General features: G+C 62.4%; 18 protein-coding genes and 1 tRNA gene. 8 read left to right on the top strand and 11 right to left on the bottom strand.

The genetic code is table 11. The features are described 5' to 3' along the window. Nucleotides 1-76 precede the first annotated feature (76 nt). The 9 genes from hbdH to BLS75_RS01050 all read right to left on the bottom strand — a co-directional run bounded on the left by hbdH (nt 77) and on the right by BLS75_RS01050 (nt 11465). Nucleotides 77-850, bottom strand: coding sequence for a 3-hydroxybutyrate dehydrogenase (gene hbdH, locus BLS75_RS01010; protein WP_072450032.1), 774 nt, complete (start codon nt 848-850; stop codon nt 77-79). A 7-nt stretch (nt 851-857) separates the two neighbouring features. After that, complete coding sequence (locus BLS75_RS01015; protein ID WP_011061852.1) at nt 858-2249, bottom strand: GntP family permease; 1392 nt, start codon at nt 2247-2249, stop codon at nt 858-860. A gap of 285 nt (nt 2250-2534) precedes the next feature. Continuing rightward, a complete protein-coding gene (locus BLS75_RS01020; protein WP_072450034.1) occupies nt 2535-3953 on the bottom strand; it encodes a sigma-54 interaction domain-containing protein in 1419 nt (472 codons plus the stop codon). 234 nt (nt 3954-4187) lie between these two features. Continuing rightward, complete coding sequence (locus BLS75_RS01025) at nt 4188-5762, bottom strand: ABC transporter ATP-binding protein (RefSeq protein ID WP_072450035.1); 1575 nt, start codon at nt 5760-5762, stop codon at nt 4188-4190. Nucleotides 5763-5776: 14 nt separating this feature from the next. Then, nucleotides 5777-6799: an ABC transporter permease gene (locus BLS75_RS01030; protein WP_041118786.1), complete on the bottom strand. Its 1023-nt coding sequence runs from the start codon at nt 6797-6799 to the stop codon at nt 5777-5779. Beyond that, nucleotides 6799-7863, bottom strand: coding sequence for a microcin C ABC transporter permease YejB (gene yejB, locus BLS75_RS01035; protein WP_011061848.1), 1065 nt, complete (start codon nt 7861-7863; stop codon nt 6799-6801). The genes BLS75_RS01030 and yejB overlap by 1 nt, the downstream gene beginning before the upstream one ends. Next, on the bottom strand, nt 7863-9725 hold the full coding sequence (locus BLS75_RS01040; RefSeq protein ID WP_072450036.1) for an extracellular solute-binding protein: 1863 nt from the start codon (nt 9723-9725) through the stop codon (nt 7863-7865). Before BLS75_RS01040 ends, yejB begins: the two co-directional genes overlap by 1 nt. A 152-nt stretch (nt 9726-9877) precedes the next feature. Beyond that, a complete protein-coding gene (locus BLS75_RS01045; RefSeq protein WP_007924449.1) occupies nt 9878-10159 on the bottom strand; it encodes a peptidylprolyl isomerase in 282 nt (93 codons plus the stop codon). Nucleotides 10160-10373: 214 nt separating this feature from the next. Continuing rightward, a complete protein-coding gene (locus BLS75_RS01050; protein ID WP_072450037.1) occupies nt 10374-11465 on the bottom strand; it encodes a 3-deoxy-7-phosphoheptulonate synthase in 1092 nt (363 codons plus the stop codon). Between the two features lie 639 nt (nt 11466-12104). Between BLS75_RS01050 and BLS75_RS01055 the strand changes: the two genes are divergently transcribed. Then, nucleotides 12105-12860: a carbon-nitrogen hydrolase family protein gene (locus BLS75_RS01055; protein WP_072450038.1), complete on the top strand. Its 756-nt coding sequence runs from the start codon at nt 12105-12107 to the stop codon at nt 12858-12860. After that, nucleotides 12860-13321, top strand: a complete 462-nt coding sequence (locus BLS75_RS01060; RefSeq protein WP_011061844.1) for a GNAT family N-acetyltransferase — start codon at nt 12860-12862, stop codon at nt 13319-13321. The genes BLS75_RS01055 and BLS75_RS01060 overlap by 1 nt, the downstream gene beginning before the upstream one ends. Nucleotides 13322-13343: 22 nt before the next feature. Here the strand turns inward: BLS75_RS01060 and BLS75_RS01065 are convergent, their stop codons facing one another. Next, nucleotides 13344-13574, bottom strand: coding sequence for a DNA-binding protein (locus BLS75_RS01065; protein ID WP_011061843.1), 231 nt, complete (start codon nt 13572-13574; stop codon nt 13344-13346). A gap of 82 nt (nt 13575-13656) precedes the next feature. On the opposite strand from BLS75_RS01065, the gene BLS75_RS01070 reads away from it, so the two are divergent. From BLS75_RS01070 to BLS75_RS01090, 5 genes are all read left to right on the top strand, one after another. Then, on the top strand, nt 13657-14019 hold the full coding sequence (locus BLS75_RS01070; protein WP_011061842.1) for a helix-turn-helix domain-containing protein: 363 nt from the start codon (nt 13657-13659) through the stop codon (nt 14017-14019). Between the two features lie 147 nt (nt 14020-14166). Then, nucleotides 14167-14808 carry a response regulator transcription factor GacA gene (gene uvrY, locus BLS75_RS01075; RefSeq protein ID WP_011061841.1) on the top strand — a complete coding sequence of 214 codons (642 nt, stop codon included), beginning with the start codon at nt 14167-14169 and terminating at the stop codon, nt 14806-14808. 1 nt (nt 14809) lies between these two features. Beyond that, a complete protein-coding gene (uvrC, locus tag BLS75_RS01080; protein ID WP_072450040.1) occupies nt 14810-16633 on the top strand; it encodes an excinuclease ABC subunit UvrC in 1824 nt (607 codons plus the stop codon). 32 nt (nt 16634-16665) lie between these two features. Then, nucleotides 16666-17226, top strand: a complete 561-nt coding sequence (gene pgsA, locus BLS75_RS01085) for a CDP-diacylglycerol--glycerol-3-phosphate 3-phosphatidyltransferase (RefSeq protein WP_011061839.1) — start codon at nt 16666-16668, stop codon at nt 17224-17226. A 65-nt stretch (nt 17227-17291) separates the two neighbouring features. Next, nucleotides 17292-17367 (top strand) — tRNA-Gly (locus BLS75_RS01090). Between the two features lie 208 nt (nt 17368-17575). Here BLS75_RS01090 and BLS75_RS01095 read toward each other — a convergent pair. Next, the gene (locus BLS75_RS01095) at nt 17576-18481 is read right to left on the bottom strand and encodes a LysR substrate-binding domain-containing protein (RefSeq protein WP_015636008.1); all 906 of its coding nucleotides are present in this window, start codon (nt 18479-18481) and stop codon (nt 17576-17578) included. A gap of 160 nt (nt 18482-18641) precedes the next feature. On the opposite strand from BLS75_RS01095, the gene BLS75_RS01100 reads away from it, so the two are divergent. Further along, nucleotides 18642-21710 (top strand): D-2-hydroxyglutarate dehydrogenase YdiJ, encoded by a 3069-nt coding sequence (locus BLS75_RS01100; protein WP_072450042.1) that lies wholly within the window; start codon nt 18642-18644, stop codon nt 21708-21710. The last annotated feature ends 66 nt before the right edge of the window (nt 21711-21776 follow it).

The following is a 21776-nucleotide window of genomic DNA, read 5'->3' on the forward strand; positions in this document are numbered from 1 at the left end:
AAGCCAGCTCCTACACAGGCCAGCACAGCCGTGTAGGAGCCGGCTTGCCGGCGAAGACGTCAGCCAGAGACGCGCGTCATTGCGCCAACCACCCGCCATCGATGTTCCACGCCGCGCCGCGCACCTGGGCGCCGGCTTCGCTGCACAAAAATAGCACCAGTTCCCCCAGTTGCGACGGGGTGACGAACGCCAGGGACGGTTGCTTTTCCGCCAGCAGATCATGCTGGGCCTGTTGCGGGTCGGTGCCGGCCGCGACGCGATCATCGATCTGCTTCTGCACCAGCGGGGTCAGCACCCAGCCCGGGCAGATAGCGTTGCAGGTGACGTTGCTGGTGGCGGTTTCCAGGCCCACCACCTTGGTCAGGCCGATCACCCCGTGCTTGGCCGCCACATAGGCGGCCTTGCCCACCGAGCCCACCTGGCCGTGCACCGAGGCGATGTTGACGATCCGCCCCCAGCCCTTGGCGCGCATCCCCGGCAGCCCCATGCGGGTGCTGTGGAACACCGACGACAGGTTGATGGCGATGATCGAATCCCAGCGCTCCACGGGGAACTCCTCCACCGCCGCCACATGCTGGATGCCGGCGTTGTTGACCAGGATGTCGACGCCGCCGAACTCTCGTTCGGCGTAGGCGAACATCTCGGCGATCTGCGCAGGGTCGCTGACGTCCGCCGGGTGATGGCCGACCTGGCCGCCGAATTGTGCAACCTCGGCGATCGCCTTCGAGGCATCGCCAAAGCCGTTGAGAATCAGCTTGGCCCCGGCCTTGGCCAGCACCAGGGCGATGCCCAGGCCGATGCCGCTGGTGGAGCCGGTGACCAGTGCGGTCTTGCCAGAAAGAGTGGTCATGAATACCTCACACAATGCCGGTGGCGTAGAAAGTGGCGATGACGACGAAGACCGCCAGGGTCTTGATCAGGGTAATGCAGAAAATGTCCTTGTAGGCCTCGCGATGGGTCAGCCCGGTGACCGCCAGCAGGGTGATCACCGCGCCGTTGTGGGGCAGGGTGTCCATGCCGCCGCTGGCCATGGCGGCCACCCGGTGCAGCACTTCCAGGGGAATGTTGGCAGCGTGGGCGGCGCTGATGAAACTTTCGGACATGGCCGCCAGGGCGATGCTCATGCCGCCCGAGGCCGAACCTGTGATGCCCGCCAGCAGGGTCACGGTAATGGCTTCGTTGACCAGCGGGTTGGGGATGCTTTTGAGCCAGTCGGCCAGCACCAGGAAGCCTGGCAGGGAAGCGATCACCGCACCGAAGCCGTATTCCGAGGCGGTGTTCATGGCCGCCAGCAGGGCGCCGCTGACCGCGCTCTTGCTGCCCTCGGCGAGTTTGCTGCGAATCGCCGAGAAACCGAACACCAGCACCATCAGGATGCCCACCAGCAACGCCGCCTGCACCGCCCAGATGGCGGTCAGCTTGGCGATTTCGCTGGTTACCGGCGCCGCCATGCCCGGCAGGCTGAGGCTGTGGGTCTTGCCGTACCACTGGGGAATCCAGTGGGTGAACAGCAGGTTCATGATGCCCACCAGCAGCAACGGCGACAGCGCCAGCCAGGGGTTGGGCAGCTCCAGGTCTTCGGCGGTTTCCGGCTCGTTGCGCAACTCGGTGCCGTAGCCTTCTCCGGCCTTCTGCGCCTTGTTGCGCTGGCGCTGGAGGAACAGCATGCCGGCGCAGAACACGAAGATGGTGCCGATCACCCCCAGCCACGGCGCGGCCCAGGCGGTGGTGTTGAAGAAGGTGCTGGGGATGATGTTCTGGATCTGCGGGGTGCCGGGCAGGGCGTCCATGGTGAAGGAAAACGCCCCCAGGGCGATGGTCGCCGGGATCAGGCGCTTGGGGATGTTGCTCTGGCGGAACATCTCGGCGGCAAAGGGGTAGACCGCGAACACCACCACGAACAGCGAGACCCCGCCGTAGGTCAGCAGCGCGCAGACTAGCACGATCACCAGCATGGCCTGGCGGGTGCCCAGCAGGCGGATCGCGGCCGCGACGATGGAGCGGGAAAAGCCCGACAGCTCGATCAGCTTGCCGAACACTGCGCCCAGCAGGAACACCGGGAAATACAACTTGATGAAGCCGACCATCTTCTCCATGAACACCCCGGTAAAGGCGGGCGCCACGGCGGACGGGTCGGTGAGCAGCACCGCGCCGAGGGCGGCGATGGGGGCAAAGAGGATGACGCTGTAGCCACGGTAGGCAGCGAGCATCAGCAGCGCCAGGGCTGCCAAGGCAATGATCACACTCATGGTGTGTCTCTCCAGGATTGTTATTGTTGTCGGGTGTTGCGTGTGGAGAGCGTTATAGCGAGAACTGTGCCATCTACATAAGTCATTGAAATATATGGATATTTTTATTTTTCTGTGGGCGGATTGACATTGACTGTCTCTGTTTTGAGAATTTTTTTGATTGACCGGCCTCTTCGCTGGCAAGCCAGCTCCTACAGAGATCGTTCAGAGCGCCGTAGGAGCTGGCTTGCCAGCGAAAAGCGCGCAGCGCGCCGGTAAATTCTCTAAATAGAGATTGATATCTCTTTATGGAGACTCATCGATCCCCAGGGCCGCCATCTTCTTGTATAGCGTGGAGCGCCCCAGCCCCAGGCGCCGGGCCGCTTCGTCCACCTTGCCGGCACATTGGGCCAGGGTGGCGCCGATCAGTTGCCGGTCGAAACGCTCTCGGGCCGCGGCGAAGGTTTCCTGGTTCGGCGAATTGCCCGGCACCAGGGCTTCGTTACGCTGCACCGGGCTGAAGCTGCCAATCGCCGCGCGAATATCCGAGGCGTTGAGTATCAGGTCGTCGCTGAGCAGCGCCGCTCGTTCCAGGACGTTGCGCAACTCGCGGATGTTCCCCGGCCAGGCATGTTGCGCCAGCAGGGCCAGGGCATCGCGGTCCAGTTCATGCTGGCTGCGCAGTTCTTCGAGAATCCCTTCGCTCAGGGCCGGCAGGTCGTCCAGGCGTTCGCGCAAGGCTGGCACCTGGATCGGCAGCACATTCAACCGGTAGTACAGGTCGGCGCGAAACTCGCCGCGCTTGATCGCCGCTTCAAGGTCCGTGGAGGTGGCGGCGATGATTCGCACATCGCTGTGGATCACCTCGTTGGAACCCACCGGCTCGAACTCTTTTTCCTGCAGCACCCGCAGCAGCTTGCTTTGCAGGGGCAGCGGCATGTCGCCGATTTCATCGAGGAACAGGCTGCCGCCCTGGGCGATCTGCAACTTGCCCGGGCGACCCTTGCGGTCGGCGCCGGTAAAGGCGCCGGGGGCGGTGCCAAAGAATTCCGCCTCCAGCAGGGCCTCGGGAATGGCCGCGCTGTTGATGCTGACAAAGGGCTTGTGGGCCCGTGGCGAGGCGGCGTGGATGGCCTGGGCCAGCAGTTCCTTGCCGGTGCCGGTTTCGCCTTGCAGCAGGATCGGCGACTCGGCGCTGGCCCCGCGTCGGGCGCGGCGCTTGACCTCCAGGCTGGCGGCACTGGTGCCGATGAAGTGAGCGAAGTTGTATTTGGTCTGCCGGGCCCGCAGCAGGGAGCGGGTAGAGGCCAGTTCTTCCTGCATGCTCAGGTAGCGCTTGAGCATCGGCGACAGGCTGCGCAGTTCGTCGAACAGGGCAAAACCGATGGCGCCGATCACCGTGCCGGCGTCGTCGTGGATCGGCAGGCGCATCACCACCAGGGGTTCCTTGGGGGTGTCCTGCATGTCCAGCAGGATGGGGCGGCCGGTGCGCACCACCTCCCGCAACAGGCTGCCGGGAATCACGCTTTCACAGGGCTTGCCGATGGCGAAGGCGGCGGATTCCAGGCCGAAGCGCCGGGCATAACGCTCGTTCATCCAGACGATATTGGCGTCGCGGTCGACGATCACCGTGCCTTCGCTGGATTGCTCGATGATCTCGAACAGCGAGCGGATCGCCAGTTGGCGCACGCGCTGGTAGTCCTTGAGGCTTTCGCTGTCGTTCATGGCGGCATCCTGGAAATGGGCGCAGCGATTATGCCGCAGTCTGCCCCGGTTGTTGCGCTGTAGCCGCTGCCGAGCGCCAGCGAGGCTGCGCAAAGGGCCGCAGGACCTTCGGCGGTCTCAAGGGCGGCGTCTCCTGCGGAGCCGTTCGCAGCCTGCGGCAGCGGCTACACCAGGTCGCGAAGCTGGCTGCTGTCGAGCCTTGCGAGGCTGCGAGAAAGGGGCGTCGACGGCAGGTCAGCCGGGATGGGCGGCGGCCAGCAGTTCCCGGGTGTAGGGGTGCTGGGGGTTTTCGAACACCTCGTGGCTGGCGCCGCGCTCCACGACCTGGCCGTCCTTGATCACGATCATGTCGTGGGCCAGGGCTCGCACCACCGCCAGGTCATGGCTGATGAACAGGTAGGTCAGGCCATACTTTTCCTGCAGCTGACGCAGCAGGGCCACCACTTGCTTCTGCACGGTGCGGTCCAGGGCCGAGGTGGGCTCGTCCAGCAAAATCAGCGCCGGCTTCAGCACTAGGGCCCGGGCGATGGCGATGCGCTGGCGCTGGCCGCCGGAGAACTCGTGGGGGTAGCGGTGGCGGCTGTCGGGGTCGAGGCCGACTTCCTCCAGGGCGCGGATGACCTGTTCGTCGCACTGGCGGGCATCGTACTGGCTGTGCACTTCCAGGCCTTCGCTGATGATCTGCGCCACCGACATGCGTGGGCTGAGGCTGCCGAAGGGGTCCTGGAATACCACCTGCATCTGTTTGCGCCAGGGCCGTAGCTGTTTCTGATTGAGGCCGTCCAGGGCCTGGCCCTGGAAGCGGATGCCACCTTCGGAGTCCAGCAGCCGCAGGATCGCCTGGCCCAGGGTGGACTTGCCCGAACCGGACTCGCCGACAATCCCCAGGGTCTTGCCTTGCTGCACGCTGAGGCTGATGCCGTCCACTGCCCGCAGGTACTCCTTGCGCCGGAACAGGCCGCCGCCGATCTGGAATTCGACGCGCAGGTGGTCCACCTCCAACACGGTTTCCCGGGTGTCGCGGCACAGCGGCTCGCCTTCGGGTTCGGCGTGCAACAGTTCGCAGCTGTAGGGATGCCTTGGCGCGTTGAACAGGGTGTCGCAGTCGGCTTGCTCGACGATTTCCCCGGCTTTCATCACGCACACCCGCTGGGCGATGCGCCGCACCAGGTTGAGGTCGTGGCTGATCAGCAGCAGGGACATGCCCAGGCGCTGTTGCAGGGATTTGAGCAGCAGCAGGATCTTGCGCTGCACGGTCACGTCCAGGGCGGTGGTGGGTTCGTCGGCAATCAGCAGTTCCGGTTCGCAGGCCAGGGCCATGGCGATCATCACCCGCTGGCGCTGGCCGCCGGAAAGTTGATGCGGGTAGGCCTTGAGCCGTTCCCGGGGCTTCTGGATGCCCACCAGCTCCAGCAGTTCGAGGATCCGCGCCTGGGCCTCCTTGCCCCCCAGGCCGCGATGCAGCAGCAGGGTTTCGCCGATCTGTTTTTCCACGCTGTGCAGCGGGTTGAGGGAGGTCATGGGCTCCTGGAAGATCATGGCGATGCGGTTGCCCCGCAGCTGTTGCAGGGTCGCCGGGCTGGCACCGATCAGTTCCTGGCCGCGATAGCGCACGCTGCCGGTGGCGCTGCAGCCGGTCTGCGGCAGCAGTTGCAGGATCGAATGGGCGGTCACCGACTTGCCCGAGCCGGATTCCCCCACCAGGGCCAGGCATTCGCCGGGGCGGATATCCAGGCTCAGGTCGCGGACCACGGTCTGCGTGCCGAAGGCGACATTGAGCTGGCGGATTTCGATCAGGTTTTCAGTCATTTCTACAGTCCGCTTCAAGATCGAGGATCAAAGGCATCGCGCAACGCCTCGCCGATGAACACCAGCAGCGAGAGGATCAGCGCCAGGGTGAAAAACGCCGTCAGCCCGAGCCACGGCGCCTGCAGGTTCTGCTTGCCCTGGCCGATCAATTCGCCCAGGGAGGCGCTGCCGGCGGGCATGCCGAAGCCGAGGAAGTCCAGGGCGGTGAGGGTCGAGATGGCCCCGGTGAGAATGAACGGCAGGTAGCTCAGGGTGGCGTTCATGGCGTTGGGCAGGATGTGCCGCAGGATCACCTTGCGGTCGCTCAGGCCCAGGGCCCGGGCAGCCTTGACGTACTCCAGGTTGCGCCCGCGCAGGAACTCGGCGCGCACCACGTCCACCAGGGCCAGCCAGGAAAACAGCGCCATGATCCCCAGCAGCCACCAGAAGTTCGGCTCGACAAAGCCCGAGAGGATGATCAGCAGGTAGAGCACCGGCAACCCGGACCAGACCTCCAGCAAGCGCTGGCCCAGGAGGTCGACCCAGCCGCCGTAGTAGCCCTGCAGGGCGCCGGCGGCGATGCCGATCAGGGCGCTGATGGCGGTCAGGGCCAGGGCGAACAGGATTGACACCCGGGCGCCGTAGATCACCCGCGCCAGCACATCCCGGGCCTGGTCGTCAGTGCCCAGCCAGTTGACCTTGCTCGGCGGGCTGGGGGCCGGCTGGGTCAGGTCGTAGTTGGGGGTGTCTTCGCTGAAGGGCACCGGCGGGAACAGCAGCCAGCCACCGTCCTTGCGGATCAGTTGCTGCACGTAGTCGCTGCGGTAGTCGGCCTGGAACGGCAACTGGCCGCCGAATTCCTGCTCGGTGTAGCGCTTGAGCACCGGGAAATACAGCGAGCCCTGGTAGCTGACCACCAGCGGCTTGTCGTTGGCGATCAGCTCGCCGCCCAGGGTCAGGATGAACAGGCCGATGAACAGCCACAGCGACCACCAGCCGCGGCGGTTTTTCTTGAAACGGTCGAAGCGCCGGCGCGCCAGAGGAGAAAGCGTGAGCATCAGGCGTTCCTCGCGGCGAAGTCGATGCGCGGGTCGACCAGGGTGTAGCACAGGTCGCCGATGAGTTTTATCAAGAGGCCGAACAGGGTGAAGATGAACAGCGAGCCGAACACCACCGGGTAGTCCCTGGACACCGCGGCCTCATAGCTCATGCGCCCCAGGCCGTCGAGGGAGAAGATCACCTCGATCAGCAGGGAACCAGCGAAGAACACGCTGATAAAGGCCTGGGGAATGCCCGAGACCACCAGCAGCATGGCGTTGCGGAACACATGTCCATACAGCACCCGGCGCTCGCTCAGGCCCTTGGCCCGGGCGGTGACCACGTACTGGCGGGTGATCTCGTTGAGGAAGGAGTTCTTGGTGAGGATGGTCAGGGTGGCGAAGCCGCCGATCACCAGGGAGCTGACCGGCAGTACCAGGTGCCAGAAGTAGTCGGCGACCTTGCCCAGGGTGCTCAACTGCTCGAAGTTGTCCGAGACCAGGCCGCGCACCGGGAACCAGTTCAGCGAGGTGCCGCCGGCGAACAGCACGATCAGGAACATGGCGAACAGGAAGGCCGGCATGGCGTAGCCGATGATGATCGCGGTGCTGCTCCAGATGTCGAAATGGCTGCCGTGGTGCACCGCCTTGCGGATTCCCAGGGGGATCGACACCAGGTAGGTGATCAGGGTCGCCCAGAGCCCCAGGGAAATGGTCACCGGCATCTTTTCCAGGATCAGGTCGGTGACCGTGGCGCCGCGAAAGAAGCTCTTGCCGAAGTCCAGCTGGGCGTAGTTCTTGAGCATCAGCCACAGGCGTTCATGGGCCGGCTTGTCGAAGCCGTACTGTTTCTCGATGTCCTGGATCAGCTTGGGGTCCAGGCCGCGGCTGGCCCGGGAGCCGCTGCTGCTCATGGCATCGGCGGAGCCGCCGACAGCGGCGCCGCCACCGATGCCTTGCAGGCGAGCGATGGCCTGTTCCACCGGGCCGCCGGGGGCGGCCTGGACGATGACGAAGTTCACCAGGAGGATGATCAATAGCGTCGGGATGATCAGCAGCAGGCGCCGCAGAATGTAGGCCAGCATCAGTGGCGCCCTCCGGGTTTGCCACGGCGGATCAGCTCGGCGGCCATTTGTTCGTCGGTCAGTGCGCTGCTGCTGACTTCCCACCAGCTTTCGATGGCTTCATCGTTGCTCGCCGGCACCTTGGGGATGCCGAAGCGGTTCCACCACACCGTGGAGGTGCCGGGCGGGTAGTAGTTGGCTATCCAGTAGTAGTTCCACTGCAGCACCCGATCCAGGGCATGGGCGTAGCGCAGCATCTCCGGCTGGCTGGTGGCCTTCACCAGGCCGCTGACCAGGCTGTCCACGGCCGGGTTCTTGAGCACCATGTAGTTGTTGGAACCGGGGTCGTTGGCCGCGGCGGAGCCGAAGTAGTTGTACAGCTCCATGCCCGGCGAGGTGGTCACCGGGTAGCCGGTGACGATCATGTCGTAGTCCCGGGCCATCAGGCGGTTGACGTACTGGGCGGAGTCGATGCGGCGAATGTTCAGGCTGATGCCGATCTGCGCCAGGTTGCGCTTGTAGGGCAGCAGCAGGCGTTCGATGGAGCCCTGGGTGATCAGGAAGGTGAAGCTCAGGGGCTCGCCCTGGGCGTTCACCAGCTTGTCGCCCTCGGGCTTCCAGCCGGCCTGTTCCAGCAGGGCCAGGGCTTGCAGTTGCTTGTCGCGGATCACGCCGCTGCCGTCGGTTTTCGGCGCCTCGAAAACCTGGGTGAAGACCTCGTCGGGGATCTGCCCGCGCAGCGGTTCGAGGATCTTCAGTTCCTCGGTATCCGGCAGGCTGCGGGCCGCCAGGGCGGTGTTGGAGAAGAAACTCTGCTGGCGGATGTAGAGGTTGCGCATCATCTGCCGGTTGCTCCATTCGAAATCCCAGAGCATGGCCAGGGCCTGGCGCACCCGGCGGTCCTGGAACACCGGCCGGTCGAGGTTGAACACATAGCCCTGGGCCGGTTGCGGCGCCGATTGCGCCAGGTGGGCCTTTTGCAGGCGGCCGTCGTTCAGCGCCGGGCTGTCGTAGCCGATGGAATAGCCGGTGGCGGAAAACTCGCGGTTGTAGTCGTAGGCGCCGCCGCGCAGCACCTGGCGGGCGACGTCGATATCGCCGAAATACTCGACGCTGAAATGATCGAAGTTGTACAGGCCGCGGCTCACCGGCAGGTCCTTGCCCCACCAGCCGGGGTTGCGGGCGAAGGTGATGCTGTTGCCCGAGTCGACCTTGGCCACGCGGTAGGGGCCGCTGCCCAGGGGCGCTTCATAGCCGCCGCCATTGGCGAAGTCGCGACTCTTCCACCAGTGTTCGGGGAACACCGGCAGGGTCGCGATATCCAGGGGCAGGGTGCGGTTTTCGTTGTTCTTGAAGTCGAAGCGCACCACTCGTGGTGATTCCACGGTGACGCCTTTGACGTCGTCGAACTGGGTGCGGTAGCGCATGCTGCCCTGGGTCATCAGCAGGTCGTAGCTGTAGCGCACGTCTTCGGCGGTGATCGGCGTGTTGTCGGCAAAGCGCGCCTTGGGGTTGAGGTAGAAGCGCAGCCACAGGCCGTCTTCGGCACGCTCCATCTTTTCGGCCACCAGGCCGTAGACGGTGTAGGGCTCGTCCAGGGAGCGCTGGGCCAGGGGCGAATAGACCAGGCCGTCGAGCTGGGAGACACCGATGCCCTTGTCGATATAGGGCAGTACGTGGTCGAAACGGCCGATTTCGATGGCCGAGCGGCGCAACGTCCCGCCTTTGGGGGCCTGGGGATTGACGTAGTCGAAGTGGCTGAAACCCTGGGGGTACTTGGCCGGTTCGCCATAGACGGTCATGGCGTGTTGCGGTGCGGCTTGGGCACCCGCGGCGCCCAACAGCAGGGCGGTGAAAAGCATGGTGGAGGAAAGCAGTCGCATTGTCAGCCTTAGGAGCCGGGTGATCGATGACCACGATTTGTACGCTAGCGGCGCGTGACTGGCCAGCCGCATCCGCTTTGGGCAGAACCTGGCGCCCATGCGCAACGGCCCACCAAAAGGCGGGCCGTTGAGCAGACGCAGGCGCTTGGGGATCAGTCCTGGCGGCTGGTGACTTCCAGCAGGTGGTAGCCGAACTGGGTTTTCACCGGGCCTTGCACCACGTTTACCGGAGCGCTGAACACCACGGTGTCGAATTCCTTGACCATCTGGCCTGGGCCGAAGGAGCCCAGGTTGCCGCCGTCACGGCTGGAAGGGCAGGTGGAGTTCTTTTTCGCGACTTCGGCAAAGTCGGCGCCGGCTTCGATTTCGGCTTTGAGTTCGTTGCACTTGGCTTCGCTGGCAACCAGGATGTGACGGGCAGTGGCTTTGGCCATGGATGTTGCTCCTTTCAAGAAAGTTGAGAGCCTACCGGATTCAGGTGGCTATTTCTTCTCAAAGTTCCTTCAAGGCATTGCCGCCTGGCGCCCGCGGGGGATGAGTGGTGAGGGTCCTGTAGGAGCCGGCTTGCCGGCGAAGAGGTCCTTGGAGGAGACGCTGCTCTTGAGGACGCCTTCGCTGGCAAGCCAGCTCCTGCGGGGGCGGTGCTGCTCAGGCGGGGACGGCTGCGGCCTTGCCTGCGTGTCGCAGTTGTTGCGCGCCATTGCGCAGCAATTGTTCGGTGGCGTCCCAGCCCAGGCAGCCGTCGGTCACCGAAACGCCGTAGCGCAGGTTCGCGCTCAGGGGCTGGCAGCCTTCGAACAGGTGGCTTTCCAGCATCACCCCCATCAGCGAGGTATCGCCCTGCAAGCGCTGCTCCAGTACCTCGTTGAACACCGCCGGCTGACGCAGCGGGTCCTTGCCGCTGTTGGCGTGGCTGCAATCGACCATGATCCGCGCCGGGATCTTCAGCTTCTGCAGGTCCTGCTGGACCTGGGCCACGCTCTGGCGGTCGTAGTTGGGCCCGCGATGGCCACCGCGCAGCACCAGATGGGTGTCGGGGTTGCCTGGGGTCTGGATGACCGCCGGGTGGCCCTGGCTGTCGACGCCGAAGTGGCGGTGCGGGTGGGCCGCCGAGCGCATGGCGTCACAGGCGATAGCGACACCGCCGTCGGTGCCGTTCTTGAAACCCACGGGCATGTCCAGGCCGCTGGCCATCTCGCGGTGGATCTGTGATTCGGTGGTGCGCGCACCAATGGCGACCCAGCTCAGCAGGTCATCGAAGTAGCCGGCGGCCATGGGTTGCAACAGTTCGGTGGCAACCGGCAGGCCCAGGCGCAGCATCTCGCGCATCAGTTCACGGGACAGGTGCAGGCCGCCGGCCATGTCGTCGCTGCCATCCAGGCGGGGGTCGTAGGCCAGGCCTTTCCAGCCGACGGTGGTACGGGGCTTTTCCACGTAGGCGCGCATCACCAGCAGCATCTGGTCGCGCACTTCATCGGCCAGGCGGGCCAGGTTGGCGGCGTATTCCAGGGCCGATTGCGGGTCGTGGATGGAGCAGGGGCCGACGACTACCAGCAGGCGTGGGTCGCGACCTTCGAGGATTGCGCGCACCGCCTGGCGGTGAGCGGCGACTTGTTGGTTCAACGCCAGGGACAGCGGCAGTTGCTGCTTGAGTTCCAGGGAGCAGGGCAGGCGCTGGGTCAGGGTCTCATTGGCGCTGACGTGGGCGGACAGGGGCAGGGCGGATACGGACGAGTTCATGTGCGGTCTTCCTGGGCGGGCGGCGGGTTATGTCCCGCGCGCGGCCCTACTGGGGTGTTCGACAATTGGCCGTACTGGCCATAAGTGTGCAATTGCCACCGGTAGGTGACCGATCGGAGGCGGCAGGCTGTCCCGAGCGGAGGCTGCTAAATCGCCAGGCGCAAAACATGTCGTAGCGGTAATAGGTGGAGTAGTTCATGGAGCAATCCTCAGTAAGTTCGGTGTGTCGCTGAAAGTCGTGGTTGAAAATGCAGTGCCGGAAAAAACAAAACCCCCGGTCGGGAGGCCGACCGGGGGTTGAGATTTCTCTGGTAGGCGACCCGTTGAAGTGGGCGCCGGTTGGGTATCAGGCGCGCCAGTGGCTAAACCAATACCCAAAATAAAAGCTGGCCGGAGCCCGAGTGCCGTTGACCCAGGCAGCCGCGACCGAGCGCAGTGCGCTGGCAGTGTGGCGGTGCAGGGAAGGGGTCGTGGACAACATGGGTTTCTCCGTGAAGTGGGGGCGAGCTTACTAGAGGCTGGTGCCGGGATTCAATCAGTAATTTCTATCGGCACAGCACGCGGCGGCGATGGATTAAGCCTGCAGGGGATTTATGCCACACTCGCCGCTCCCGCCTGTTCGCCCTCCAAGGAATGTTCATGTCCGTGCTGACCCTCGCTGCTGCCCAAACGGTGTCCATCGCGGGCGATCTACCGGCCAACCTGGCCCGGCATCAGCGGTTGATGCAACTGGCAGCGGCGCAGGGCGTGCAGTTGCTGGTGTTTCCCGAGCTGTCGCTGACCGGCTATGAGCCGCAATTGGCGGCCGAACTGGCGCTGATACCCGATGCACCGCAGTTGCAGCCACTGCGGGATCTGGCCCGGGCGCTGGAACTGACGGCGGTGGTGGGGATGCCGATCCGCCTGTCTGTTGACGGGCCGGTGCTGATTGGCGCTCTGGTGCTGGGCGGCGACGGTTCGCTGGCGGTCTACACCAAGCAGCACCTGCATGCAGGAGAGGAGCGCGCTTTTGTCGCAGGCCAGGGCGGCACCCCTTTGCCTATCGGTGGCGAAACCGTGGCTTTGGCGGTCTGCGCGGACTTCTGCCACGCCAGCCATGTGCAGGCGGCGGCCGATGCCGGCGCCGGGATCTATGCTGCCGGGGTCTTGATCAGCGAAGGTGGCTACGCTGCCGATAGCATGCTGCTCCAGGGATACGCCCAGGAGCACGGGATGCTGGTGCTGATGGCCAACCACGGCGGCCCCAGCGGTGGTTGGGCCTGCGCTGGACGCAGCGCAGCCTGGGATGCCCGGGGCCGGTTGCTGGGCGCCGTCGAGGGTGTGGGCGAGGCTTTGTTGATTGTCCGGGGTGTTACTGGGCAATGGCAGGCGCAGGTGCTGGAGGTGAGCCATTGATGGACGGCTTTTCATTACGCCCGGCGGTTGATTCGGACCTGGCGTTCGCCCGCGACCTGACCCGTTCCACCATGCTCGGCTATTACATTCGCAACGACTTGCTGTGGCAGGACGAAGCCTTCGATGTGGCCTGGGCCGGCCGCAGGAACCTGCTGATCTGCCAGGGTGCCCGGGTGCTGGGGTTTGTCAGCCTGAGCCGGGATGCGCAGGCGCTGTATGTCCGCGAATTGCATGTGCTGGAGGCTTTCCGGGGGCAGGGCGCCGGTGCCTGGACGCTGGAGCAGGTGCTGGAGCTGGCTCGCCAGGAGCGCCGAGGGTTGTTGCGCCTGACCGTGTTCAAGGGCAATCCCGCACAGCGGTTGTATGAGCGGATGGGGTTGCGGGTGGTGGGAGAGGATGATTGTTTCTGGCGCATGGAGCGCTTGTCTGATTCGCTTGCCGGAAGGCTTGGCGACGCCTGAGCGCAACGCCGTTCCGCAGGCTTTACTGTGCGTTGGGATCTATCGCGGGCGCATCCTCGAGGATGATGCCGTCCTTCATTCCCAGTAGCACCGCGACCTTGTGTGCTTCCCCTCGTTTGCCTTTCTTGCGGCCTGCCAGCACCTGATAGGTAGTGGCCGGGTCAACCCCGTGTTCACGAGCAAATTGTTGAACCGATTTACCTTGATGTTCCAGCCAGGCCTTGGCTTGTGCGGCAGTGCGGATACCGGGCATAGTTCAAAACCGTTCAAATTTGTTCAATGCTTGAAGAGTATGACACCCCCTTGGGGTGTATCAGATGGGATCATACATCCAAATGAGTGGAATCGGTTCGCGGTTGAGGCAGGAGCGAGAACGCCTGGGACTGTCGCAGAAAGTTTTTGGTGAAATAGGCGGGGTTGAAGCCAACGCCCAGGGTAAATATGAAAGTGGTGATCGTGCACCCAAGGCGGATTATCTGTCCCGGGTGGCGGCAAAAGGGGTGGATGTGCTGTATGTGCTGACCGGCAGCCGGATCCCGATCCAGAGCGGCGGGCTGAGTCAGACCGAGGAAAAGGTCCTGGATTGCTATCGGGCACTGTTCAAGGAGGATCAGGATGCTATCTGCCGCCTGACCAGTACCCTGGCCGAGCTTTCGGCAAGCCAGGGCGAGAGGCGCAAGGCCCAGGTACGAGAGTGAGGGGCGCTGGCCTCTTTCGGTGCGCACGGGGGTAGGACCGTTATTGCGCCCGGATGTTTTTTATATAGCGCTTGTGATTAGGTTTGTACGCCGCTTTTTTGCTAAGGTGTCGGGCAACCTGTAAAGACCATATCGCGAGGTGTCTGCTTGATAAGGGTGCTAGTAGTCGATGACCATGATCTCGTTCGTACGGGCATTACACGAATGTTGGCTGACATCGATGGCCTGCAAGTAGTCGGGCAGGCGGAGTCAGGGGAAGAATCCCTGCTCAAGGCGCGGGAGCTGAAGCCCGATGTGGTCCTGATGGACGTCAAGATGCCAGGCATCGGCGGCCTCGAAGCCACGCGCAAACTGCTGCGCAGTCATCCGGACATCAAGGTCGTGGCGGTCACCGTCTGCGAGGAAGATCCCTTTCCTACCCGCTTGCTGCAAGCGGGCGCGGCGGGCTATCTGACCAAGGGCGCCGGTCTGAACGAAATGGTCCAGGCCATCCGCCTGGTATTTGCCGGCCAGCGCTATATCAGCCCGCAGATCGCTCAGCAATTGGTGTTCAAGTCATTCCAGCCTTCCAGTGATTCACCGTTCGACGCCCTGTCGGAGCGGGAGATCCAGATTGCGCTGATGATTGTCGGCTGCCAGAAGGTGCAGATCATCTCCGACAAGCTGTGCCTGTCGCCTAAAACCGTGAATACCTACCGCTATCGCATTTTCGAGAAGCTCTCGATCAGCAGCGATGTCGAGTTGACGCTATTGGCGGTTCGTCACGGCATGGTTGATGCCAGCCTCTGAAATGACCGAACAGTTTGATCCCAGTGCCTTTCTTTCTACCTGCAGTGGCCGCCCCGGTGTGTATCGCATGTTCGACAGCGATGCACGCCTGCTTTACGTCGGTAAAGCCAAGAACCTGAAGAACCGGCTCTCCAGCTATTTCCGCAAGACCGGCCAGGCGCCGAAGACCGCCGCCCTGGTGGCGCGCATCGCGCAGATCGAAACCACCATCACCGCCAATGAAACCGAAGCGCTGCTGCTGGAGCAGACGCTGATCAAGGAATGGCGGCCGCCGTACAACATTCTCCTGCGCGACGATAAGTCCTACCCCTACGTGTTTCTTTCGGACGGCGACTTTCCGCGTTTCAGCATCCATCGCGGGGCGAAGAAGCAGAAGGGCAAGTATTTCGGCCCTTATCCCAGCGCCGGCGCCATTCGCGAAAGCCTCAGCCTGTTGCAGAAGACCTTCATGGTCCGCCAATGCGAGGACAGCTACTACAAGAACCGTACGCGGCCCTGCCTGCAGTACCAGATCAAACGCTGCAAGGCGCCCTGCGTCGGCCTGGTGGAGCCTGAGGTCTATGCCGAGGACGTGCGCCACTCGGTGATGTTCCTGGAGGGGCGCAGCAATGCCCTGACCGACGAACTCTCCACCGCCATGGAAGCCGCCGCCAGCACCCTGGATTTCGAAAAGGCCGCCGAACTGCGGGACCAGATATCCCTGCTGCGTCGGGTCCAGGACCAGCAGAGCATGGAAGGTGGCACGGGCGACGTGGATGTGGTGGCGGCCTTCGTCAACCCGGGCGGCGCCTGTGTGCACCTGATCAGCGTGCGCGGCGGCCGGGTACTGGGCAGCAAGAACTTCTTTCCCCAGGTGGGTATCGAGGAGGACGTGGCCGAAGTCATGTCGGCGTTCCTCGGCCAGTATTTTGTCAGCAGCCCGGAACGCGACCTGCCTTCCGAGTTAATCGTCAACGTGGTCCATGAGGACTTCCCGACCCTGATCGCCGCCATCGACGAGCTGCGCGGGCGCGAGTTGACCATCAGCCACCGGGTACGCGGTACCCGCGCCCGCTGGCAGCAACTGGCGGTAACCAACGCCGAGCAGGCCCTGAGCGCGCGCCTGGCCAACCGCCAGCACGTGGCCGCACGTTTCGAAGCCCTGGCCGAGGTGCTGAACCTGGACGAGCCGCCGCAGCGCCTGGAGTGCTACGACATCAGCCATTCCAGCGGCGAGGCCACTGTAGCCTCCTGCGTGGTATTCGGGCCGGAAGGGCCGCTGAAGTCCGACTACCGGCGCTACAACATCGAAGGCGTGACCGCCGGCGACGACTACGCCGCCATGCACCAGGCCCTGACCCGGCGCTTCAGCAAGCTCAAGGACGGCGAGGGCAAGCTGCCGGACATCCTTCTGGTGGACGGCGGCAAGGGCCAGCTATCCATGGCTCGGGATGTGCTCAATGAGCTGGCGGTGCCGGACCTGATCCTGCTCGGCGTGGCCAAGGGCACGACCCGCAAGGCCGGATTCGAAACCCTGTACCTGAACGACGCAGCCCACGAATTCACCCTCAAGGGTGACTCGCCGGCGCTGCACCTGATCCAGCAAATCCGCGATGAGGCTCACCGCTTCGCGATCACCGGTCACCGCGCACGGCGTGGCAAGACCCGGCGTACCTCGACCCTGGAAGGGGTGGCGGGCGTCGGGCCGAAGCGTCGGCGGGACCTTCTCAAACATTTTGGTGGATTGCAGGAACTGTCCCGTGCAAGCATCGACGAGATTGCCAAAGCACCGGGAATCAGTAAAAAGCTCGCAGAGTTGATTTATGCAAACCTGCACAGCGAGTAGAATGCCCAATCACCTCGTAGCCAGTTGTGCCGATGAATATCCCTAATCTGATCACCGTTCTACGCGTCCTGCTCATCCCGATTTTCATTTTGCTGTTCTATTTGCCCTATAGCTGGAGCTACATGGCCGCCAGTTCAGTGTTTGCCTTCGCGGCCGCCACCGACTGGCTGGACGGCTACCTGGCGCGGCGCCTGCAGCAGAGCACGCCGTTCGGTGCGTTCCTCGACCCGGTGGCCGACAAGCTGATGGTGGCGGTGGCCCTGGTGCTGCTGGTGCAGGAGCATCACAACCTGTGGCTGACCTTGCCCGCCGCGGTGATCATCGGTCGTGAAATCGTCATCTCGGCGCTGCGCGAGTGGATGGCCGAGCTCGGCGCCCGCGCGCAGGTGGCGGTGTCGAACATGGGCAAGTGGAAAACGGCGGCGCAAATGCTGGCGCTGGTGATTTTGCTGGCCAATCCCTCGGACTTCAGTTTCTGGGTGCTGGTAGGTTACGCCTTGCTGTTGGCGGCAGCGGGCCTGACCCTGTGGTCCATGCTGCAGTATCTGCGAGCCGCCTGGCCGCACCTGAAAACTGATAACGAGAAAAAATAAGTTTTTTTGAATCAAAGGCTTGACGCGCATTCGGATTTCTATAGAATGCGCAACACCAAGACGTTGCGGGAATAGCTCAGTTGGTAGAGCACGACCTTGCCAAGGTCGGGGTCGCGAGTTCGAGTCTCGTTTCCCGCTCCAAACATAGCGCTGCAGAGTTCCACGAATTCTGCAGCGATCGAAAAAAGGACCTTCGGGTCCTTTTTTCGTTTCTGTGGGTTTCACTGAAATCCAGCACCATCCAGCGCTTTCAAATCCAGGAATTGAGTCCTTCTCAAAAGGCTGAATCCGGGCAGCGCTGAATCGGTTCGTTGCTGGAGCGGTGATGAACATCCGGCCCCTGGCCTGTTCAGGCACTCACGATGGCACTCTCGGATAACAGCCAGGCGCTGAATGTTTCAAGCGCCGGATAATGCTGATAGCGCGCCGCGCAGGTCAGATAGTAATTGCGACCGCTTTCCATAGGGCCAAACAGTTTTACCAGTGCCCCGGATTTGATTTCGTCTTGCACCAGAATATCGGGAACCAGCCCAATGCCGACGCCAGCGGATACCGCCTGTATAAGGTGAGCCGTGAGCTCAAAGCTTGGGCCTGTCCGCATTTTCTGGTGGTCCAGCTTGTTGAGGTCAAACCAATCAGACCAGCTATTGGGTCGAGAAACGACATTCAACAACAAATGATTGGTGACATCGTTGAGCGACATCTCAAGGCTGTCCGGCAGCGCTTTGGGGCTGGCGACAACCACCAGTTTTTCTTGTAGCAAAAGGTGCGATACGTAGCCCGGCCAGTCGCCTTTTCCCGCGTAGATGATGGCCTGCATGTCGCTCACGCTGGATGGGTTGTCGGCGTGAATGATCCTCGAGTGGACGTGCACCAGGCTCCTGGGATGACGCGCATAAAATTCATGCATTTTGGGCAGCAGCCATTTTGAACCGAAGGTCGGCAGTACCGCGAGGTTCAATGGGCCTTCTTCCTCCTTGAAGGCAATTGTCTGCAGGGTAGCGCTTCGAATTCGGCCCAGTGCGGCAGTGAGTTCATGCTGGTAAAGCGCGCCGGCAGCGGTGAGTTCGATTCTTCTTCCCTCACGTTTGAACAGCGAGACCTCAAGCTGTGATTCCAGAGCCTGCACTTGCCGGCTGACAGCGCTTTGAGTCAGGGCAAGTTCGTCTGCCGCTTTGGTAAAGCTGCAATGTCGGGCTGCTGCCTCGAAAGCGATCAGCAGGGACATCGAGGGGGTCAGTCTTCGTGGGTTCATTCATAAAGCTCATGGAAATGCTGCAGGTTTTACGTTTGTGTGAATTGTCTTGTCCCCACAAAATCGGTGGAAAGGCCTTTGTCCTGAGCCAGGCCTCGGGCTAGGAAGCATACATAACGAGAATGCTCAGATTAGCCGTATCGCCGCTAGGAATTCCACCATGATTGCCAGGTTGCCTCCCCACGAAACTAAAAACGAACCCTGTGAGTTGTTCCTGGCTCGCCTTGAGAAAGAAGGATTCCAGGGAGAAATTGCTCGTGATCATGCTGTGAGGACAGTGCTGGCAACCGACAACTCGATCTATCAGCGTCTGCCTCAAGCCGCGGTGTTTCCTAGAAATGTGCAAGATGTCGAGCTCTTGGCCCGCCTTGCGGCGCTGGCGTCGTTCAGTTCGGTGGTACTCACGCCGCGTGGCGGCGGAACCGGAACCAATGGCCAATCGTTGACGAGCGGCGTTGTGGTGGATCTGTCGCGTCATATGCACGGCATCCTTGAGATCAACGTCGAGGAGCGCTGGGTGCGTGTGCAAAGCGGTGTGGTCAAGGACCAGCTCAATGCGGCGTTGAAACCGCACGGACTGTTTTTTGCACCGGAGTTGTCGACGTCGAATCGGGCCACGATCGGCGGGATGATAAATACCGACGCAAGCGGTCAGGGAAGCTGTACCTACGGAAAAACCCGTGACCACGTCCTGGCGCTTTCTACCATTCTGATAGGCGGGGAGCGGCTCGATAGTGCGGTCCTGGAGCGAGATTGCTGGCAGGCGCAAGCGCATCGCGACGACAAGGTTGGGGCAATTTATCGATGTGCTTCGCAGATCGCCGATGATTACGCCGAACTCATCGAGCATACCTTTCCCAAGTTGAACCGTTGCTTGACGGGATATGACCTGGCGCATCTGCGTGAGCCGAATGACCGATTCAATCTGAACAGTGTCCTGTGTGGGTCCGAAGGCTCACTGGGTTTCATTGTTGAAGCCACGCTGAACGTATTGCCCATTCCCAAGTACTCGATCCTTGTCAACGTACGTTACGCGGGCTTCATGGATGCATTGCGCGATGCCAAGGCGTTGATGCAGCTCGAGCCATTGTCCATCGAGACGGTCGACTCCAAGGTCCTCGGGCTGGCCATGAGCGACATCGTCTGGCACGGAGTCGCCGAGTACTTTCCCCAAGACCCCGATGTGCCAACCCTGGGAATCAACCTGGTGGAGTTCAGCGGCGACGATGAGGAAGTGGTTCAGCTGCGTGTTCATGAGTTTGTCCGGCACCTTCAGCAGGACACCAGTGTGGTGCGATTGGGGCACACCCTTGCCATCGGTGCAGAGGCATTGAAGCGGGTTTACGCGATGCGCAAGCGTGCTGTGGGGCTGCTGGGGAATGTCAAAGGTTCCGCCAGGCCCCAGCCGTTCGTTGAAGATACTGCGGTTCCTCCCGAGAACCTGGCTGATTTCATTGCGCAATTTCGGGCGCTTTTGGATAGCCATGGTTTGGAATATGGCATGTTCGGCCACGTTGACGCCGGGGTCCTGCATGTGCGGCCGATTCTGGATATGAAAGACCCCGCCCAGGCGGCCTTGATCCAGCCCATTTCCGATGCCGTCGCCGAGCTGACGCAAAAGCACGGTGGCTTGCTCTGGGGGGAGCATGGCAAAGGTTTGAGGTCGCAATATGTGCCGGACTACTTCGGCGAACTCTATCCGGCGCTGCAGGAACTCAAGTCGGCTTTTGACCCGTACAACCAACTCAACCCGGGAAAAATCGCCACGCCACACACGCTACCTGACGCTCGGTTGACTCGAGTTGATGAGGTCGCGTTGCGTGGCGAGCTGGATCGTACGATTGATGAGCGGGTGTGGTTGCATTACGACGCCGCGGTCCATTGCAACGGCAACGGCGCCTGCTACAACTTCGACCCCGATGACGCCATGTGCCCTTCCTGGAAGGGCACTCGAAATAGAATTCACTCGCCCAAGGGGCGCGCTTCTCTGATCCGGGAGTGGCTGCGCTTGCAGGGGCAGCAAGGTGTCGATGTGTTGGTTTCACAAGGGGCTCGCCCTTTAGCGGCCACGGTGATCAGCTTCGCCAGGCGTGCTGCCAATACGGTTGCGCACAAGATGGGCCAGAAAGACTTTTCCCATGAGGTCTACGAGGCGATGGCAGGGTGCCTCGCCTGCAAGTCCTGTGCGGGTCAGTGCCCGGTGAAAGTGAACGTGCCCGACTTTCGCTCACGATTCCTCGAGCTTTACCACAGCCGATATCTGCGCCCATTGAAGGATTACCTCATCGGTTCTCTGGAGTACACGATTCCCTACTTGGCCCGTGTGCCGCACTTGTACAACGGGATCATCGGTTCTGGGATGGTGAGGGCTTTTCTTCGGCGCGTTGCCGGTATGGTCGACAGCCCGCTGCTGAGCTTGCTGAATTTTGATGACGTTTGCCGCCGCTGGAAGGTGCGCGTGGCGTCGCCAGCGCTTCTTGAAGGGCTGGACGAGGCGCAGCGTAAACGCAGCGTTATTCTCGTGCTGGACGCCTTCACCCGTTATTTCGAGACACCGCTGCTCGCGGACTGGATCGAGTTGATTTCCAGGCTCGGGTTTGAGGTGTACATCGCGCCGTTCGCGGCCAATGGCAAGCCGCTGCAGGTTCAGGGCTTTCTAAAGGCATTCGAACAAGCCGCGCATTTCAACGCCCGATCGCTTCGCGAACTGCATCAATATCAGATTCCGTTGGTGGGGCTTGATCCAGCGATGACCTTGGTTTACCGCCAGGAGTACGTCAAGACCCTGGGTGAGGACCAGGCCCCAGCGGTCCTGCTGCCGCAGGAATGGCTTGTGGAGGTGCTTGTGCAATCAGCGGTGAGCGCCGACGAAGGTACTTACTACTTCCTGCCGCACTGCACCGAGAAAACCAACGAGCCGGGCAGTGTGGGCCTGTGGCAGACGATCTATGCGCGAGTCGGCTTGAGGTTGCAGGTGCAAGCCAGTGGGTGTTGTGGAATGTCCGGAACCTACGGGCACGAAACACAAAATGCCGAGACGTCCGAGGTTATTTACCGACAGTCCTGGGGGCCATTGGTGGCCCGTCTTAATGGGGCAGGGCGCCTGCTGGCGGATGGGTACTCGTGTCGAAGCCAGGTCAAGCGCAAGGACGGGCAGCTTGTCCTGCACCCGCTCCAGGCGTTGCTGAGGTTCCTGCGCGACACCGCCGGCCCATCTTCAGGATGCTGATTGGTGCGATCCTGAGGCGGCTTGGCCGCCTCGCGTTTCTCCAGGTATTGATTGGAGGCCATCGGC

Source organism: Pseudomonas sp. NFPP12, from assembly GCF_900103205.1.
Classification (GTDB): Bacteria; Pseudomonadota; Gammaproteobacteria; order Pseudomonadales; family Pseudomonadaceae; genus Aquipseudomonas; species Aquipseudomonas protegens.

What these genes read in the sequence shown, in the direction of transcription:
- hbdH (WP_072450032.1), bottom strand. Translation starts at nt 850, where the DNA reads ATGACCACTCTTTCTGGCAAGACCGCACTGGTCACCGGCTCCACCAGC.
- BLS75_RS01015 (WP_011061852.1), bottom strand. Translation starts at nt 2,249, where the DNA reads ATGAGTGTGATCATTGCCTTGGCAGCCCTGGCGCTGCTGATGCTCGCT.
- BLS75_RS01020 (WP_072450034.1), bottom strand. Translation starts at nt 3,953, where the DNA reads ATGAACGACAGCGAAAGCCTCAAGGACTACCAGCGCGTGCGCCAACTG.
- BLS75_RS01025 (WP_072450035.1), bottom strand. Translation starts at nt 5,762, where the DNA reads ATGACTGAAAACCTGATCGAAATCCGCCAGCTCAATGTCGCCTTCGGC.
- BLS75_RS01030 (WP_041118786.1), bottom strand. Translation starts at nt 6,799, where the DNA reads ATGCTCACGCTTTCTCCTCTGGCGCGCCGGCGCTTCGACCGTTTCAAG.
- yejB (WP_011061848.1), bottom strand. Translation starts at nt 7,863, where the DNA reads ATGCTGGCCTACATTCTGCGGCGCCTGCTGCTGATCATCCCGACGCTA.
- BLS75_RS01040 (WP_072450036.1), bottom strand. Translation starts at nt 9,725, where the DNA reads ATGCGACTGCTTTCCTCCACCATGCTTTTCACCGCCCTGCTGTTGGGC.
- BLS75_RS01045 (WP_007924449.1), bottom strand. Translation starts at nt 10,159, where the DNA reads ATGGCCAAAGCCACTGCCCGTCACATCCTGGTTGCCAGCGAAGCCAAG.
- BLS75_RS01050 (WP_072450037.1), bottom strand. Translation starts at nt 11,465, where the DNA reads ATGAACTCGTCCGTATCCGCCCTGCCCCTGTCCGCCCACGTCAGCGCC.
- BLS75_RS01055 (WP_072450038.1), top strand. Translation starts at nt 12,105, where the DNA reads ATGTCCGTGCTGACCCTCGCTGCTGCCCAAACGGTGTCCATCGCGGGC.
- BLS75_RS01060 (WP_011061844.1), top strand. Translation starts at nt 12,860, where the DNA reads ATGGACGGCTTTTCATTACGCCCGGCGGTTGATTCGGACCTGGCGTTC.
- BLS75_RS01065 (WP_011061843.1), bottom strand. Translation starts at nt 13,574, where the DNA reads ATGCCCGGTATCCGCACTGCCGCACAAGCCAAGGCCTGGCTGGAACAT.
- BLS75_RS01070 (WP_011061842.1), top strand. Translation starts at nt 13,657, where the DNA reads ATGAGTGGAATCGGTTCGCGGTTGAGGCAGGAGCGAGAACGCCTGGGA.
- uvrC (WP_072450040.1), top strand. Translation starts at nt 14,810, where the DNA reads ATGACCGAACAGTTTGATCCCAGTGCCTTTCTTTCTACCTGCAGTGGC.
- pgsA (WP_011061839.1), top strand. Translation starts at nt 16,666, where the DNA reads ATGAATATCCCTAATCTGATCACCGTTCTACGCGTCCTGCTCATCCCG.
- BLS75_RS01095 (WP_015636008.1), bottom strand. Translation starts at nt 18,481, where the DNA reads ATGAACCCACGAAGACTGACCCCCTCGATGTCCCTGCTGATCGCTTTC.
- BLS75_RS01100 (WP_072450042.1), top strand. Translation starts at nt 18,642, where the DNA reads ATGATTGCCAGGTTGCCTCCCCACGAAACTAAAAACGAACCCTGTGAG.